The sequence below is a fragment of the Gammaproteobacteria bacterium genome (assembly GCA_030949385.1).
Classification (GTDB): Bacteria; Pseudomonadota; Gammaproteobacteria; order JAUZRS01; family JAUZRS01; genus JAUZRS01.
In genome coordinates this window covers 256,289-272,306 of sequence record JAUZSP010000003.1, presented here as the reverse complement: position 1 = coordinate 272,306, position 16,018 = coordinate 256,289, and the positions used below count along the sequence as shown (strand labels likewise).

General features: G+C 50.3%; 14 protein-coding genes. 5 read left to right on the top strand and 9 right to left on the bottom strand.

What is annotated here, in order from left to right; translation table 11 throughout:
* Nucleotides 1-36 precede the first annotated feature (36 nt).
* Genes Q9O24_04975 through Q9O24_04960 form a run of 4 tightly spaced genes read left to right on the top strand, consistent with a single transcriptional unit; the run spans nt 37 to nt 4,352 of the window.
* On the top strand, nt 37-1,212 hold the full coding sequence (locus Q9O24_04975) for a diguanylate cyclase (GenBank protein MDQ7074505.1): 1,176 nt from the start codon (nt 37-39) through the stop codon (nt 1,210-1,212).
* Between the two features lie 42 nt (nt 1,213-1,254).
* Nucleotides 1,255-2,265: an ABC transporter substrate-binding protein gene (locus Q9O24_04970; GenBank protein ID MDQ7074504.1), complete on the top strand. Its 1,011-nt coding sequence runs from the start codon at nt 1,255-1,257 to the stop codon at nt 2,263-2,265.
* 50 nt (nt 2,266-2,315) lie between these two features.
* A complete protein-coding gene (locus Q9O24_04965; GenBank protein MDQ7074503.1) occupies nt 2,316-3,083 on the top strand; it encodes an ABC transporter ATP-binding protein in 768 nt (255 codons plus the stop codon).
* 3 nt (nt 3,084-3,086) lie between these two features.
* Nucleotides 3,087-4,352, top strand: coding sequence for an ABC transporter permease subunit (locus tag Q9O24_04960; GenBank protein MDQ7074502.1), 1,266 nt, complete (start codon nt 3,087-3,089; stop codon nt 4,350-4,352).
* A gap of 22 nt (nt 4,353-4,374) precedes the next feature.
* Here the strand turns inward: Q9O24_04960 and Q9O24_04955 are convergent, their stop codons facing one another.
* The 6 genes from Q9O24_04955 to Q9O24_04930 all read right to left on the bottom strand — a co-directional run bounded on the left by Q9O24_04955 (nt 4,375) and on the right by Q9O24_04930 (nt 10,837).
* A complete protein-coding gene (locus Q9O24_04955; GenBank protein MDQ7074501.1) occupies nt 4,375-4,977 on the bottom strand; it encodes a PHB depolymerase family esterase in 603 nt (200 codons plus the stop codon).
* Between the two features lie 57 nt (nt 4,978-5,034).
* Complete coding sequence (locus tag Q9O24_04950) at nt 5,035-5,724, bottom strand: class I SAM-dependent methyltransferase (GenBank protein MDQ7074500.1); 690 nt, start codon at nt 5,722-5,724, stop codon at nt 5,035-5,037.
* Between the two features lie 21 nt (nt 5,725-5,745).
* Nucleotides 5,746-6,378 (bottom strand): GNAT family N-acetyltransferase, encoded by a 633-nt coding sequence (locus Q9O24_04945; GenBank protein MDQ7074499.1) that lies wholly within the window; start codon nt 6,376-6,378, stop codon nt 5,746-5,748.
* Nucleotides 6,379-6,462: 84 nt separating this feature from the next.
* Nucleotides 6,463-7,728: a DNA (cytosine-5-)-methyltransferase gene (gene dcm / locus Q9O24_04940; GenBank protein MDQ7074498.1), complete on the bottom strand. Its 1,266-nt coding sequence runs from the start codon at nt 7,726-7,728 to the stop codon at nt 6,463-6,465.
* A 5-nt stretch (nt 7,729-7,733) separates the two neighbouring features.
* Nucleotides 7,734-10,448: a DNA polymerase I gene (gene polA / locus Q9O24_04935; GenBank protein MDQ7074497.1), complete on the bottom strand. Its 2,715-nt coding sequence runs from the start codon at nt 10,446-10,448 to the stop codon at nt 7,734-7,736.
* A 65-nt stretch (nt 10,449-10,513) separates the two neighbouring features.
* Nucleotides 10,514-10,837: a Dabb family protein gene (locus Q9O24_04930; protein MDQ7074496.1), complete on the bottom strand. Its 324-nt coding sequence runs from the start codon at nt 10,835-10,837 to the stop codon at nt 10,514-10,516.
* A 148-nt stretch (nt 10,838-10,985) separates the two neighbouring features.
* Here Q9O24_04930 and moaC point away from each other — a divergent pair, with 148 nt between their 5' ends.
* Entirely contained in the window at nt 10,986-11,489 is a 504-nt protein-coding gene (moaC, locus tag Q9O24_04925) for a cyclic pyranopterin monophosphate synthase MoaC (protein ID MDQ7074495.1), read from the top strand.
* Between the two features lie 45 nt (nt 11,490-11,534).
* Here moaC and Q9O24_04920 read toward each other — a convergent pair whose 3' ends face one another.
* The 3 genes from Q9O24_04920 to uvrD form a co-directional block, all read right to left on the bottom strand.
* Nucleotides 11,535-12,548 carry a DNA cytosine methyltransferase gene (locus tag Q9O24_04920; protein MDQ7074494.1) on the bottom strand — a complete coding sequence of 338 codons (1,014 nt, stop codon included), beginning with the start codon at nt 12,546-12,548 and terminating at the stop codon, nt 11,535-11,537.
* 21 nt (nt 12,549-12,569) lie between these two features.
* Entirely contained in the window at nt 12,570-13,676 is a 1,107-nt protein-coding gene (gene dctP, locus Q9O24_04915; protein ID MDQ7074493.1) for a TRAP transporter substrate-binding protein DctP, read from the bottom strand.
* A 116-nt stretch (nt 13,677-13,792) separates the two neighbouring features.
* Nucleotides 13,793-15,964 (bottom strand): DNA helicase II, encoded by a 2,172-nt coding sequence (uvrD, locus tag Q9O24_04910; GenBank protein MDQ7074492.1) that lies wholly within the window; start codon nt 15,962-15,964, stop codon nt 13,793-13,795.
* Between the last annotated feature and the right edge of the window lie 54 nt (nt 15,965-16,018).

Genomic DNA, 16,018 nt, shown 5'->3' with positions numbered 1-16,018 from the left:
ATAACAGAGACCCATCACTCTGTCAGGCTCATTTCTATGCCCCACTCCGCAACACCTCAAAACAAGCCACAACTGTTAATTGCCGACGACTCCGCCATGATGCGTTCTGCCCTGTGCAAAATGTTGACGAACGACTACGATCTACTCCAAGCAGAAGACGGTCTAGAAGCGTGGCAGATGCTGCACGACAACCCCATTCAACTGCTGGTTACCGATCTGGAAATGCCCAATCTCAATGGTTACGGCTTGCTAGAGCGGCTGCGCGCATCGCAAGATGTTCAGCTGCGCCAACTGCCTGCGTTGGTGGTCAGCGCCCACATCGACAGCGAAACCGTTCGCCAAGATCTGCTGCAAAGCGGAGCAACGGAAGTCATCAGCAAGCCGTTTAACTCCAACCTGCTGCGTCAATCGGTACAAAAGAGCCTCGAACAAGGCCATCCCGACAGCAACACCGACACAACCTTAGCCGAAGAGAGCGCGGTACTTGACCCCTTAACGGGTCTGGCCAACAGCCACTATTTCTCTCTGCGTGGCGAAAAAGATCTGGCTTTTTCCCAGCGCCACAATAAAGACCTGAGCCTGATTTTAGTCCACATGGATCACTACAAAAGCCTTGAAGAGCAGCACGGCAAAGCCGTTGGTGGTCAGCTGATCAAAAAGCTTGGCCATTTTTTGATTAATGAACTGCGCAAAGAGGACACCGTGGCACGTCTGAGCCATCATGACTTTGGCCTAATTGCCACCATGAGCGATGAGTTTGGCGGTAAAGAGCTGGCCACACGGATCTTAAACAAAGTCCGCAACGCGCACTTTCGCCACCAGCAAAAAGAAGTGCGTTTTAGCATTTCCATCAGCTTAGCTGCCCCTCATATTCACTCCGTAGAACGTTTTTCAGAGATTTTAGAACTGGCTAAAGAGCGCCTTTCCATTGCGATTAAAAACGACGGCAATCAATTGGAACTGGGTGAGCAGCAGATCAAAGAAATCAAAACAGAACCGGAAAAAATCAAAACAGCGCCGTTCATCAACACGGAAACGATGCCCCTTGAAGCGGCATTATGGCTGCTAAAACAGGGGCAACAAGAGACGATTCAACCGCACATAAAAACCTTAACGCAGCAGGTATTACCGCTGTTAAATTATATGGATCAGGTAGAAAAATGGGGCATGGAGAATCAACTGGCGCTGTTGCAGAAGAAATTGAGGCAATAAATATCCTGTATAGTAGCCCCACGCCCAAGCCAAGGATCTCTCATGCTCACCCTGAAAAAAATGCTCCGCCTCTGCAACACCACCCTACTGTTGGCCGCCAGCCTTTGCCTCTCAACCACCGCTGCCGCTGAAACCTTGACCGTCGGCTATTTCCTCGAATGGCCGACCCCAAGCCAATACGCCCAAGCAAAAAAGATTTACGACCAAGAGCTGGGCATTGAACTGAAATGGGTCGCCTTTGATGCCGGTACCGCAATGTCAGCAGCGATGGCTTCCGGTGATGTGCAGATCGCCTTCTCGCAAGGCATTCCGCCTTTTGTCGTCGCCACCTCTGCCGGACAAGATCTACACATTGTGGACATTGCCGTCTCCTATTCCGACAACGAAAACTGTGTGGTGCGTGACACGCTGGAAATCGACCAAGAGAACGCCAAAGAGCTGGAAGGCAAACAGGTGGGGGTTCCCTTCGGCACCGCCGCCCATTACGGTTTCCTCAAACAGATGCAGCACTTTGGTGTTGATACTCGTACGCTGAACATCGTCGATATGTCACCCGCCGACGGGGCCGCCGCCTTTGCCAACGGCAATCTCGATATGGTGTGCGGTTGGGGTGGCGCACTGCAACGGATGAAAGAGCACGGCAACGTGCTGTTAACGGGCGCAGAAAAAGAACAACTGGGCATTCAGGTCTTTGATGCCACAACGGTCTCTGCCGAATGGGCGCAAGAGAACCCCGAACTGCTGGCGCGCTTTCTAAAGGTCAGCGCCGACATGAACGCCCGCTACGTCACCCCAGAGGGGGAAAAAGAGATGTTGCCGATCATCGCCGCAGCCGCAGGCATGGATGAGAAAACCAGCCAACAGACCCTCAGCACCTTTGTTTTTCCCAGCATCAAAGAGCAGTTGAGCGACAAGTGGCTTGGCGGCGGCACACAAACCTTTCTCAAAGCCGTCGGCGATTTTTTTGTCGAACAAAAAACCATCCCCAAGGCGCTCGACAGTTACAAACGTGCCGTTGATTCCAGCTACCTAGAAGCGGCTGCCAAGCTGTAAAGGAGTCCATTTTGACCTCCAAGCAAGGCCTTCAGATCAACAACCTCTCCATGCGCTTTGATCTGCCCAACGGTCAGAGCGTGGCTGCGTTGAAAAACATCAATCTACAACTGCAAGCGGGCGAGCTGCTCTCCATCCTCGGCCCCTCCGGCTGCGGTAAAACCACTCTACTCAACATCATCGCCGGTTTTCTGCGCCAAAGTTCAGGGGAAGTGAACCTAAATGGCCACGCCGTTACCGGCCCGCACGCAGAACGCGGCATGGTGTTCCAACAAGGCGCGCTGTTTGAGTGGATGAACGTGCGCCAAAACATCGGTTTTGGGCCACGCATGGCAGGCAAAGACGACAAACAGACACAACAACGTGTTGATGAGCTGTTGGAGACCGTCGGCCTGCACGGCTTTGGGGACAAAGCGGTCTACGAACTCTCCGGCGGGATGCAACAACGAGTGGCGTTGGCGCGCTGCCTCGCCAATGACCCTGATGTGATTCTAATGGATGAGCCGTTGGGGGCTCTGGATGCCCTAACCCGCGAAAAAATGCAGGAGTTGGTGCTCAAGCTCTGGCGCGAGACCGGCAAAACCATCCTCCTAATCACCCATTCGGTGGAAGAGGCGCTGCTGCTCGGTGAACGTCTGCTGGTGATGGCACCGCGCCCTGGGCGCATTCATAAACAGTATCAACTGCCCTTTGCCAAAATGGCCACAGAAAAAAGCCTGCGCGAAGTCAAAAAAGAGCCGGAGTACCTCAACAAACACGATGAAATTCTCAGCATGATCTGGCAGATGGAAGAAGAGATAATGGCCGGAGGCGCTTAAAACATGATCCTATTACTGATCTACATCAGCCTGTTTACACTGGCCTATTTTGGCCATCAGCTCATTAGCAACGCGCTCACACACCCCACCCAGCGCAACAACAAAACCGTCACCTTTGGCGATGAGAGCGCGGTCACATCCAACCGAGCAGCGTCGCTGCTCTCCGTTGGCAGTCTGTTTCTGATCTGGGCGGCCTTTACCGGCTCCAGCCTCTCACCCCTTCACGTTCCCGCTCCTTTTATCGGTGACACCTCCTTCAGCTACCGCGCCATCAATGCACAGCAGCAGGTGGCCACAGCAACGGTCACGGTTCGAGTCGCCCCCTTTGCTCAGCGGGCAGAAAAACCAAACGTCAGCAACACCGCCAGTGGCTTTGCAAAAGACGACAGCGCTACCAGCAGCGCGTGGCGTAATACGCTGATCCGCGCTCATCGCAACGATCACGGCAGCAAAGAAAAGGGCTATCGAATCACTCACATTGATGGCCAGAAAATTCAACCAGGCAAGGTCGTCAACGTAACCGATGGCATGGTCAGCATGACCCGCAAAGGCAGCCTAAATTTCACCCCCGACAAAGGCTGGCAGATGGAACCGATCTGGTTACCAGCACCAGAGACGGTGTTTAAACGCTTTATTGAAATCGCCAGTGAGGGTTATCAAAACATCAGCCTGTTTGAACACCTTGGCTGGTCGCTTCTGCGGGTTTTAGCCGGTTTTCTGCTCGGCTGTCTGGTGGGGATTCCTCTTGGTTACGCCATGGGGCTAAACAGTTGGTTTCGCGGCTGGTTTGATCCCATTGTGGAGTTCATGCGCCCCGTGCCGCCTCTGGCGTTGATCCCGTTGATCATTATCTGGTTTGGCATTTGGGAGAGCGGCAAAATCAGTCTGCTCTTTTTGGCCGCGCTCTGGATCATGACCCTTGCGGCACGCTCGGGAGTCTCCAGTGTGAACATCGTCAAAATCCACGCCGCCTACTCACTCGGGGCTTCAAAGGTACAAATTCTGCGGCATGTGATCATCCCCAATTCCCTGCCGGAAATCTTTACCGGTGCTCGGGTGGCAATGGGAATCTGCTGGGGAACGGTGGTGGCCGCCGAGCTGGTGGCCGCTGAAAAAGGCGCGGGTAAAATGATCATTGCCGCCTCTAAATTTCAGCAGACCGACGTGGTTATGATGGGGATTATTTTAATCGGCATCATCGGTTACAGCATTGACCTATTAATGCGCAAAGCAGAGAAAATTCTGGTGCCGTGGAGAGGCAAAAGTTAGGGCATTTAGAACACCAACAGCATCAATGGCGCTGAAAAAATCGCCATGCTTCAGCAGCTCCTTCCATGTCTTTATTTTGTTTTCCCAACAGTGCCCTCTGTATCCATTTAGGAACTTCATGCTCTATAGAAGGGATCACATGACCTGCCCCTCTAAGCTCATAAAACCAAACCTCCTCACCCGCTTTGCTCGCTGGATAGAGACGTTTAATAACTCGGCTGCCATCGCGTTTATTCAGATCCAGCAGTGGTACTCTCTCAACTAAATCACGCTTAACTTTGTTCACCGCTTGCGTCGCCTGCGGACACTCGCCTTGCGCTGCCCCGTTGGCAATAAACACCGCCACGGCGGCAAACGCATCAGGCAGCTCTGTGGCCAAACGATAACTCATCAAACCACCATTGGAAGCACCGCTAAGGTAAATTCGCTGAACGTTGATGGACAGGTGATTTTGACTCCAAATCAACAGTTTTTTGATAAAACCGACATCATCCGCATGTGAAGCCACGCCTTTTTTAAGCGCAATGCGACAATCATTCCAGTTGCGTGAACCTCCCCGTGATTTTTGCGTACGCGCATTAACACCGTTGGGCACCATCAAAATGAATTTTTCATCTTCCGCCAACAGCGGCCACTCTTTGCTGCCACCAGAAAAGGGCTAATTATCGTAAAGCAATGATCCTTACCTTTTCCTTGCCAAGCTTATTCCATCAGCCATTTGCAACATGCTTATATCGACTCTAGCGTCATTCTTTATTTTTTTATTTAATCTACGCACAGATTCAACGCTGTTTTCAGAAAAAACACCTCTCAATGAAGCCTCTGGTAAATTAACATCAACAACCGACCCAAAAAGAAGCACATTATCAATCATCATCAACCCACCTTTTTTCAGTAGTTCAAGCGACAACTCATAATATTCATTGTAACTCTCTTTATCTGCATCAATAAATACAAAATCATACGATCCGCTCTGACCATCATCAAGCAATGACCTTAGTGTTTCCGCTGCCGGTGACAACCTCAAATCAATTTTATGATCAACCCCAGCTTCTTGCCAATATTTTTTTGCAATATTCGTCCATGTTTCGCTCGTATCACAGGCGATGGTATAACTGTCACTTGGCATAGCCTGAGAGACACACAACGTGCTGTAACCTGTGTAAACACCAATCTCAATGCTTCTTTTTGCCCCAATAAGCTGTACCAACAGCGCCATAAATTGGCCTTGCTCAGGGGGTATTTGCATAATTGACGCAGCGTCTTTTTCAGTTTCCAAGCGCAAACGCTTGAGAACACCGGACTCTCTTAACGAGTTGTCCAAAACATAATCACAGACACCCTCAATCAAACTTAACTTACCTTTTTTCACACTAATAATTCCAAAAAATTTCTATGAAATTCGATATTCATACATACAAGCCGCTCTGGTTTCACCCATATATTCATGCAATGGTGAATCGAAACCAAATCGATATTGAAAACCAATAGCTTGATAAAAATCACCACTGCCAAAATTATTTGCTTCCACAACAATAGACTCAACAGCATCATTTTTACAGTGAGTTATAAAATCATAAATCAGTTTTTTACCATAACCATTTTTTTGGAAAAGAGGAGAAACAACACATAAGACCACCTCACTTTTATCTCTCCCCATAACGGCCAACCTATTTTTTTCATGCTGATTAATTGCACTAAATAAATTTTCTTTATCCCTTACAGAAAGGCCGTCTATATTTAATATTTTCCACAAAACTGTGGATTCAAAAATCAGGTCTCTATCAGGCTTGGGCTGCTGTTCATTTAAACCAAAAAGAAAACCAACCACACGACCATTAATTTCAAGCACTACTCTAAAATTACTGCCTATTACAGAACCTTGGGTGTACATATTTTTAACACGAGTCGAAAATTCTTGTGGCTGAAATTTAACATCCAAACTCCACACCTCACTCACAAGAGCTTCACATGTTGTATAATCTGTATCCCTATACTCTCGAATCAATATTTTTATATCACTCACAACTTAACCACCCATCTTATCAAAATAAAAATCAAAATCAAAAAAATGATTTTAACTTCTATGCAAAAACAGCACCTATAACACTCAAAAAAGAGTCAACTGTGTTTCCAGTTCAGCTTTTACACAAGCACTGTCCGAACATGCCATTTTATCTTCAATGCTGTTCAACAGAGCAATCATGCGTCTGCCCATCGCATGAGCCAAATTAACCGGCACCGCATTGCCAATCTGTTTGTATTGGCTGCTCACCGATCCCATAAAGCGCCAATCATCTGGAAAAGTTTGAATCCGCGCATACTCTCTCACAGTCAAGGGTCGGGTCTCTTCTGGGTGACAACGCTCGGTCTGTTTTTGCGCGGGGGCGCAGGTCAGGGTCAAACTGGGGCTGTCATAGGAGAGTCGTCGAGCCATGCCTGTTTTGCCACCACCTAAAAAATAGCTCTTTTGCATATACTCTCTCTGCACCTCATCAGGAAGATCAACCCAGCAGCCTCCTGGCGGAACCATATCCAATATCTCTTTTTTTCTTTTAGGGTAAACCTGCCCCTGAGATTCTGGGCAATCGGAATCGTACAGAGCGCCTTTTTTCAACGCATCTCTGAGCGTTAACACCTTAGAATAAGGCTCAGGCCAACTGAATTCAGCGTGTTCAAACAGATCATTGCGAATACAGACTAAAAACAACCGCTCTCTTTTTTGCGGCACTTGATAAAAAAGGGCCTTCAAGACCTTTGGCTCAATCAAGGTGTAACCAATATCTTCAATCACCGCTTTAATCGCTGCCAGAGTTTTACCGCCATCATGGTTTAATAAACCACGAACATTTTCACCCAGAAAAACCTTCGGCCTGACCTCTTTGATTGCTCTGGCAAACTCAAAAAACAACGTCCCTCGCGCATCTTCAAACCCCATCTTATTGCCTGCATAAGAAAAAGCTTGGCAAGGAAAACCACCTGATAAAAAATCCACATCTTTGTAGATGCTAAAATCAATACGGCTAATATCAGCCTCAATTACGTTCCAAGCAGGACGATTTTCTCGCAATGTTTTACACGCATCTCTATCTATCTCATTGAAAGCCACCGCGTTAAACCCAGCACGCTCTAAACCGATGGCCAAGCCACCTGCTCCGGCAAACAACTCAATCGAACGATACGCTCTGATCGGCTTAATCTTTATCTCTTCACTCCATTTTGATTGAAGAAGAGCTTGAATTTGCGGAAATTCAGACAAACTGTTTAAAGCGTATTTTCCATTTTTTAACGGCTTAATCTTGCCCTTTTTTTTCCAGCTCTCGACGGTACGTTTAGAGACAGACATGATATCTGCCAATACTTCTTCTGAAATCATCGCCACTAATGCGCCTCTTCCCAATTCAAACCCACCCCCACATCCACCACCAGCGGCACCGCCAACTCTGCTGCCGCTTCCATCAACTCAATCACCTTCTTCTGCACCACCTCAAGCTCATCATTCAAGACCTCAAACACCAATTCATCATGCACCTGCATGATCATTTTGCTTTTCAGGGCCGAGTTCTGTAACCAGTCGTCCACCGCAATCATCGCCCGCTTGATGATGTCCGCTGCCGTGCCTTGCATCGGCGCATTGATCGCCGTGCGTTCAGCGTACTGGCGACGTTGGCCGTTACGCGCATTGATCTCCGGCAGATAGAGCCGCCGCCCAAAGACCGTCTCCACATAACCGTTTTCGCGGGCAAATTCGCGGATCTGCTCCATATACGCCTTCACCCCAGGGTAACGCGCAAAATAGAGATCCACATATTCCTGCGCCTGACCACGGGGAATACCCAACTGTTTGGCCAAACCAAAAGCCGACATGCCGTAAATCAGACCAAAATTGATCGCCTTGGCTGCACGGCGCTGATCGTTGCTAACAGACTCCCGCGCCACGCCAAAGACCTCAGCGGCAGTCGCTTTATGAATGTCCTCACCGTGCGCAAACGCCGTTAACAACCCCTCATCCCCCGACAGATGCGCCATAATCCGCAACTCCACCTGTGAATAATCGGCAGCCAAAATAGACGAACCTGTCGCAGCCACAAACGCATGGCGAATGCGCCGCCCTTCCTGCGTTCGCACAGGAATGTTCTGTAAATTTGGATCAGAAGAAGAGAGTCTGCCGGTGGCTGTAACCGCCTGATGATAAGAGGTGTGAATGCGACCATCCACCTCACTGACCTGTTCCGGCAACCGATCCAAATAGGTGCTTTTTAATTTATTCAGTGAGCGGTGCTCTAGGATTAATTTTGGCAACGGATAATCCAAAGCCAACTGCTCCAACACATCCTCAGCGGTGGAAGGCTGACCTTTGGGGGTTTTGCGAATCACCGGCAGTTTTAACTGCTCAAAAAAGATTGCCTGAATCTGTTTCGGTGAATTGAGATTAAACTCCTGATCGGCTTCTTTATAGGCTTGCAGCTTTAGCTCTTCCAAGCGTTTTTCCAGCTCCAAACTCTGTTGCCGTAACAGATCCGCGTCGATCATCACTCCGGTTCGCTCAATACGAGAAAGCACACTCAACAGAGGCCGTTCAATCTCTTCATAGAGTTTCTTCTGCTCCGGCAATTCTTGCAGTTGTGGCCACAAAGTCTGATGCAGAGAAAGAGTAATGTCCGCATCTTCTGCCGCATAAGGTCCGGCCACCTCAAGATCAATTTGATCAAAGGTGAGCTGTTTTTTGCCTTTACCTGCCACACTTTCAAAGGAGGTGGTCTCCACGCCGAGGTATTTTTTCGCCAGCGAATCCATATCGTGACGGCTGGCAACGGAGTCCAACACATAAGATTGCAGCATGGTGTCGTGTTCGATGCCGTGCAGCTCAATGCCGTGGTTCAATAAAACACTGCGATCGTATTTAAGGTTTTGACCGACCTTTTTCAGCTCAGGATTTTCCAGCAGCGGCTTGAGCTGCGCCAACACCTCGTCACGATCCAGCTGCTCTGGCGCACCCAAGTAGCGGTGAGCAAAGGGCAAATAAGCCGCTTCACCGCTCTGCACCGCAAAAGAGACCCCCACCACCTCCGCCAGCATGTAATCCAAACTGGTGGTCTCCGTATCAAACGCAAACAGCTCTGCCTTCTGAAGACGCGCCAACCAGTGATCCAACTCGGCTTGTGTGTAAATAATCTGGTACGATTTTTCCGCTGCTGGAACTGAAACCGCTGTTTCACTCTCACCTTCAACCGCACCGCGTTGTAATTCTGCCAACCAGGTTTTAAATTGCAGTCGTTCATACAGCCCCATCAAGTCTTCACGATCCGGCTCCCGCAGCGCCAAATCCTGTGGTGCTTGCGGCAACTCCAAATCCAGTTTGATCGTCGTTAACACCTGCGCCAACGAAAGCAACTCCAAATTATCGCGCAGCCGTTCGCCAATTTTGCCTTTGATTTTATCCGCATTGGCCAGCAGGTTTTCCACGCTGTCGTACGCCGCCAACCACTTCTGTGCCGTCTTTGGGCCACACCCCGGCACCCCAGGAATGTTATCGGCGCTGTCACCCACCAACGCTAAATAGTCAATAATCTGATCTGGACGCACGCCGAACTTTTCCACCACGCCCTCTGGGTCTAAAACCGTGTCGGTCATGGTGTTGATCAGAGTGATTTTGTCGTCCACCAACTGCGCCATATCTTTGTCGCCAGTGGAGATCAATACCGACATCCCTTCTGCCGCCGCCTGTTTGGCCAAAGTGCCGATCACATCGTCTGCCTCCACGCCCGACTCCATCAGCAGTGGCAGCCCCAGCGCCCGCACCGCCTGATGAAGCGGTTTGATCTGCATCTGTAACTCGTCTGGCATCGGGGGCCGATGAGATTTGTACTCGGCATAAAGATCGTCCCGAAAGGTTTTGCCCTTAGCATCAAACACCACTGCCAGATGCGACGGTTGATACTCTTCCAATAGTTTTTTCAGCATGTTCAGCACACCATAAACCGCGCCCGTGGGTTCGCCCAGTTCGTTACGCAAGTCAGCACGCGACATGGCAAAAAAAGCACGGTAAAGATAGGACGAACCGTCCACCAAAATGAGGGGGCTGTTTTGCGCCATGGTCTGGCTCCAAGGGTCAAGAAAGAGGGGCGGAGAGTGTAACAAAAACGCCCTGTGTTAGAGGATCATTCACTGGCCACGTTTGCCAAATCGTAGACCACAATTTTGCGAATCAAGGGCCGAATCACATCGTGTACCGTCGAGGTATGCAGAGGGTGTTTTAAATAGTCATCCAGCGCCGCCCGATGTTGAAACGTCAAAGAGATGGCCAGATCAAAAGAATCATCCACAATGGCGCGTTCACTCGGCTCAGCACGGCTGATACTCACCTGCTGCACACTGGGAATGCGAGCAAAGGAGCGTGATGCAGTGCGGATCGCCGTGATCGCATCGGCATCATTCGGGGTTTTTAACCAGAGAAAGACCAAATGGGTCAGCTCTGAGGCCATGCTATTAAACGGTAAGGTGAGAAGAGAGCACAACAGAACTCTGATTATTTGCTTCATATTCAATCGGCCTCATAAACATTGACTTGATAACGGGACAATTAGACCATAAAACAGAGAGTAGATCTTTTATTAAAAAGGAATTAAAACCATGTCAAAACTGACTCATTTTAACAACGACGGCCAAGCTCACATGGTCAATGTCGGTGAAAAAAGCATCACCCATCGCATCGCCGTTGCCGGTGGCGAGATTCAGATGCAAGCAGAAACCCTAAATCTGATCCTTTCCGGCAGTCATAAAAAAGGCGATGTGCTGGGCATCGCACGCATCGCAGGCATTATGGCCTCGAAAAAGACCTCCGAGCTGATTCCCCTCTGCCACCCCATCAGCCTGACCCGCGTTGAGGTGGATTTTCTGCCCGACACCGAACGCAACACCCTATCCTGTGCGGCACGCACTGAGGTTTTAGAGCGGACTGGGGTGGAAATGGAGGCTTTGATCGCGGTGCAAGTTGCCTTGGCCACCATCTACGATATGTGCAAAGCGGTGGATCGTGGCATGGTGATCGGTCAGATTCGTCTGCTGGAGAAACGCGGCGGGAAGTCGGGGGATTATTTGGCGGATCAAAGCAAAGGAACGACGAACACGACATAAAACAGATTCAATTTATGCTTATCACCAAGGACGGTAATAACTTGCTTAAACTCGATCTAAATAGGATTTAATCCGCTGCGAGATAGACTCAATAACTGGCAAAGCAACAGAATTACCAAACTGTCGGTAAGCTGCTGTTTTTGCAACGACAATTTGGTATTCTTCTGGAAAACCCTGAAGCCTAGCGCACTCCCTTGGAGTCAACATGCGCGGATTTTTACCTGCTTGTGGAATCAGACACTCTTTGCCGTCTTTTCCATAACGCGCCACAATCGTATTTGCCGGTTTATCCACATCCGCACAAAATGCAGTAAACCCTGTGCCTCTGGCTAAATTATTCGCTGTACGCCTTTGATGCCCTGCCCATAATTTATCTGAAATGGTAAATTTCTCATCTACGTGTGAGTCAAGAATGGATTTCAGTGGTAATGGCTCAGCCTCATTCTCTGGAAAACCAAAAGCCTCGCTACTGTCACGCAAACAGACCATATAACACCGCACCCTTTTTTGCGGAACATACGACGCTGCATTAATAATTTTATACGAAAATGAATACCCCAACGCCTCAATGGTTTTTTTAATCACATTAAAAGTATTGCCCTTATCGTGATTAATAATGTTTTTTACATTCTCTAAAAACACCACTTTGGGGCGTTTTTCTGCAATAATTCGAGCAACATCAAAAAACAGTGTCCCCTGAGTTTCACAGGCAAAACCATGAGCCGTATCCCGTGAATTTCTCGCTGACACACCCGCCAGACTGAAGGGCTGACAAGGAAACCCCGCGCACAGAACATCATGATCAGGAATATCCTCAGCGGCTATGTTGGTAATATCACCCTCCGGCAGATCCCCAAAGTTAGCCAAATAGGTCTTCCGAGCGTCTTTGTCCCACTCACTGGAAAAAACACAGCGCCCACCGGCTTTTTGCAGCGCCAAGCGAAAACCGCCAATACCAGCAAACAGATCAATGAAATCAAAAGAGGTCTCTTTCTGTTTGATAAAAGGCGGCTCTGACCACAAATCAGAAAAATTTAACTGCTCAGCAACGGAACTCATCACAGAAAAACCATTGTCAAATTAACTCTCAGAGCGAGCATTCAAATACGCCCGCTCCGATAAATCACTCCACGCCACCGCCTGCGTCCGAAAGGCTTGATACGCTTCATAAACCTTTTTCGACAGCGGATCTTTATCCGCAATCTCCGCCACCACCTGCTCCGAAAGCTGACGCAGTTGACTCAATACCTCTTTCGGGAAACGGCGCAGTTGAACATTATGCTCGTTCAATAAGGTCTGCAAAGCAGCGTTGTTGCGCGCGCTGTATTCCGCCAACATGTCTTGATTCGCCACTCGGGCGGCGTTTTTGACAATCTGTTGCAGATCTTCTGGCAAAGCCTCAAGCGCCTTTTGATTCACAAAACACTCCAGCGTGGTGCCTGGCTCATGCCAACCGGGAGAGTAGTAATATTTAGCCGCCTTATAAAACCCAAAGGCCAGATCGTTGTACGGCCCGACCCACTCCGTCGCGTCAATGGTACCGCGCTCCAAAGAGGTAAACAGCTCACCACCTGGCAGACCTACGGGCGTGCCACCGGCACGACGCAACACCTCTCCACCCAAACCGGGGATGCGCATCTTCAAGCCCTTCAGATCCGCCAAACTGTTGATCTCTTTGTTAAACCAACCGCCCATCTGCACCCCCGTATTGCCCGCTGCCATCGGCACCAGACCAAAGGGTTTATAGACCTCTTGCCACAGCGCCATGCCACCGCCGTGATAGAGCCATGCGTTCATCTCTTGCGCCGTCAAACCAAACGGCACGGCGGAGAAAAACTGCGCCGCCTCCGATTTACCCTTCCAATAATAAGAGGCACCGTGACCCAATTGCGCCCCGCCGTTGCTGACAAAATCAAAGATCTCAAAGGGCGGCACCAGCTCCTTGGCACCGTACACTTTGACCTTGATCCGACCACCGGACATATCGGTGATCAGCTTGGCAAGAAAATTAGCTCCTGTACCCAGACCCGGAAAGTTCTTTGGCCAAGTAGTAACCATCTTCCAGTGAATCGTCTCAGCGGGCTTCATAACCGTCGCAGAATTGCTCTGTGGTGACTCACCGCAAGCACTCAAAGCCGTAGCGGCCAAAGCACCGGCACCGACTCCGATAAAATCACGTCGTTTCATTACTCACTCCTCAACAGCAAAATCGTCATTCCCGTGCAAACGGGAATCCATACTCAAAAGACAAACACCCTACGAATCTTCATCTACACAACACATTTTTAGCAATAACAGTTGATCTACAAATACTCCAGCTTGGCGTAAGACAACACCAACCACTTGCTGCCCGCTGTGGCAAAGTTAACCTGCACTCGCGCATGATCGCCCTGTCCTTCAGTGTCGGTGACAACCCCCTCACCAAACTTGCTGTGCCGTACTCGTTTACCCACCCCTTGGCCTCTGCCTCGGGGCGTGGGTGCAGCGGCTTGACTTGAAGCCGCGCTCCGATAAACCGGACGACGCACATTCAAGCGCGGTCGCAACTCTTGCAGACATTCGGCAGGCAGCTCCTCTAAAAAGCGCGACGGCTGCGGATACAACTCACGACCGTAAAGACGACGATTTTCAGCGTGGCAAAGATAAAGCTGCTGTCGTGCGCGGGTGATGCCCACATAACAGAGGCGGCGCTCCTCCTCCAACTGTTTTGGCTCTTCCAAGCTGCGCTGATGGGGAAACAGACCCTCCTCAATACCCACCATAAAGACCACCGGAAACTCCAACCCCTTAGCCGAATGCAGGGTCATCAATTGCAGACAATCCTCCCACTCACCGCCTTGAGTCTCACCGGCTTCCAAAGCGGCGTGTGCCAAAAAGGCATCCAGTGGCGACATCTCTGCATGGGCATCGCCCTGAAAAGAACCTGCCGCTCCGACTAATTCTTGTAAATTCTCCACTCGCGCGCGGCCTTTGTCGCTGCGATCTTTTTCGAAGTGAATTTTCAGGCCGCTGCCTTCCACCACCTGTTCCACCTGTGCGCCCAGATCCAAGCCGTTGCAGCGCGTATTGATCTGCTCCATCACCGTTAGGAAACCGGCCAAGGCACTGGCGGCTCGACCTCTCAAGCTCTTGGCAGCCAACAACTGCTCCGTGGCTTCCCACAAGGAGACCGGCCCCTGCTGCGCCTGCAGCCGAATCTGCTCCACGGTGCGAATCCCGATGCCACGGGGCGGATGGTTTACCGCACGTTCAAAAGAGATGTCATCGTGCGGGTTATTCAACAGACGCAAATAAGCCAAGCTGTCTTTGATCTCAGCGCGTTCAAAAAAGCGCAGACCGCCGTAAACACGATAAGGGATGGCCGCCGAAATCAACGCCTCCTCAAAGACCCTCGATTGTGCATTGGAGCGGTACAACACCGCCATCTCATCGCGCCGCCCGCCATTATCTACCCAATTTTGCACCTGCTGACAAACAAAACGCGCTTCGTCCCGTTCATCGTAAGCGGTGTAAAGGGTCAACGGTTCGCCTTCGTCTCCCGCCGTCCAGAGTTCTTTGCCGAGCCGGTTGTCGTTGTTGCTGATCAAGGCGTTGGCCGCTTTCAGAATCACCGCCGTGGAGCGGTAATTCTGTTCCAGTCGGATCACCTCTGAGCCTTTAAGATCTTGCTCAAAATTGAGCAGATTGGCGACTTTAGCGCCACGCCAACCGTAAATGGATTGATCGTCATCGCCGACGGCAAACAGCGTACCGTGCTCCCCAGTCAGCAGTTGCAACCAAGCGTATTGCAGCTCGTTGCTGTCTTGAAATTCATCCACCAACAGGTGACTGAAGCGGTTTTGATAATGTCCACGCAGGCTGTCGTTGTCACGCAGCAGCTCCACCACCCGCAGCAGCAGTTCGGCAAAATCCACCTGCCCACCGCGCTGGCAAGCGGCTTCATAAGCCAGATAAATACGAATCCAACCTTGATCAATGGGGTTGCCGTGCGCCTCCAAATGCGCGGCTCGCCGCCCCTCTTCTTTGCGCGCATTGATAAACCAGACCGCCTGTTTCGGTGGCCAGCGTTTGTCATCCAAGCCCAGCTCTTTGACGATGCGTTTTGCCAAGCGCAGTTGATCGTCGCTGTCGATGATCTGAAAGTTCTGCGGCAGCCCCGCCTCTTGCCAATGCAGGCGCAACAGGCGATGCGCCAAACCGTGAAACGTTCCCACCCAGAGGCCACTGACGGGCATCTGCAACAGCTCGCCGAGACGCGAGCGCATCTCGGCTGCGGCTTTGTTGGTAAAGGTCACAGCCAATAAACTGTAAGGCGAAAGGTGATGTTGTTGACACAACCACGCCATGCGATGAGTCAAAACGCGGGTTTTACCGCTGCCCGCTCCGGCCAACACCAGCAAATGCTGATCGGCAGCGGCACTCACCGCACGCCGTTGCGCGTCGTTTAAACGGTCTAATAAAGTTGAGGTTTCCATGACGAAGCAGTGTAACAAAAGCGGCTGCCAAGAGCCTGTTCGGCAACAAAACTG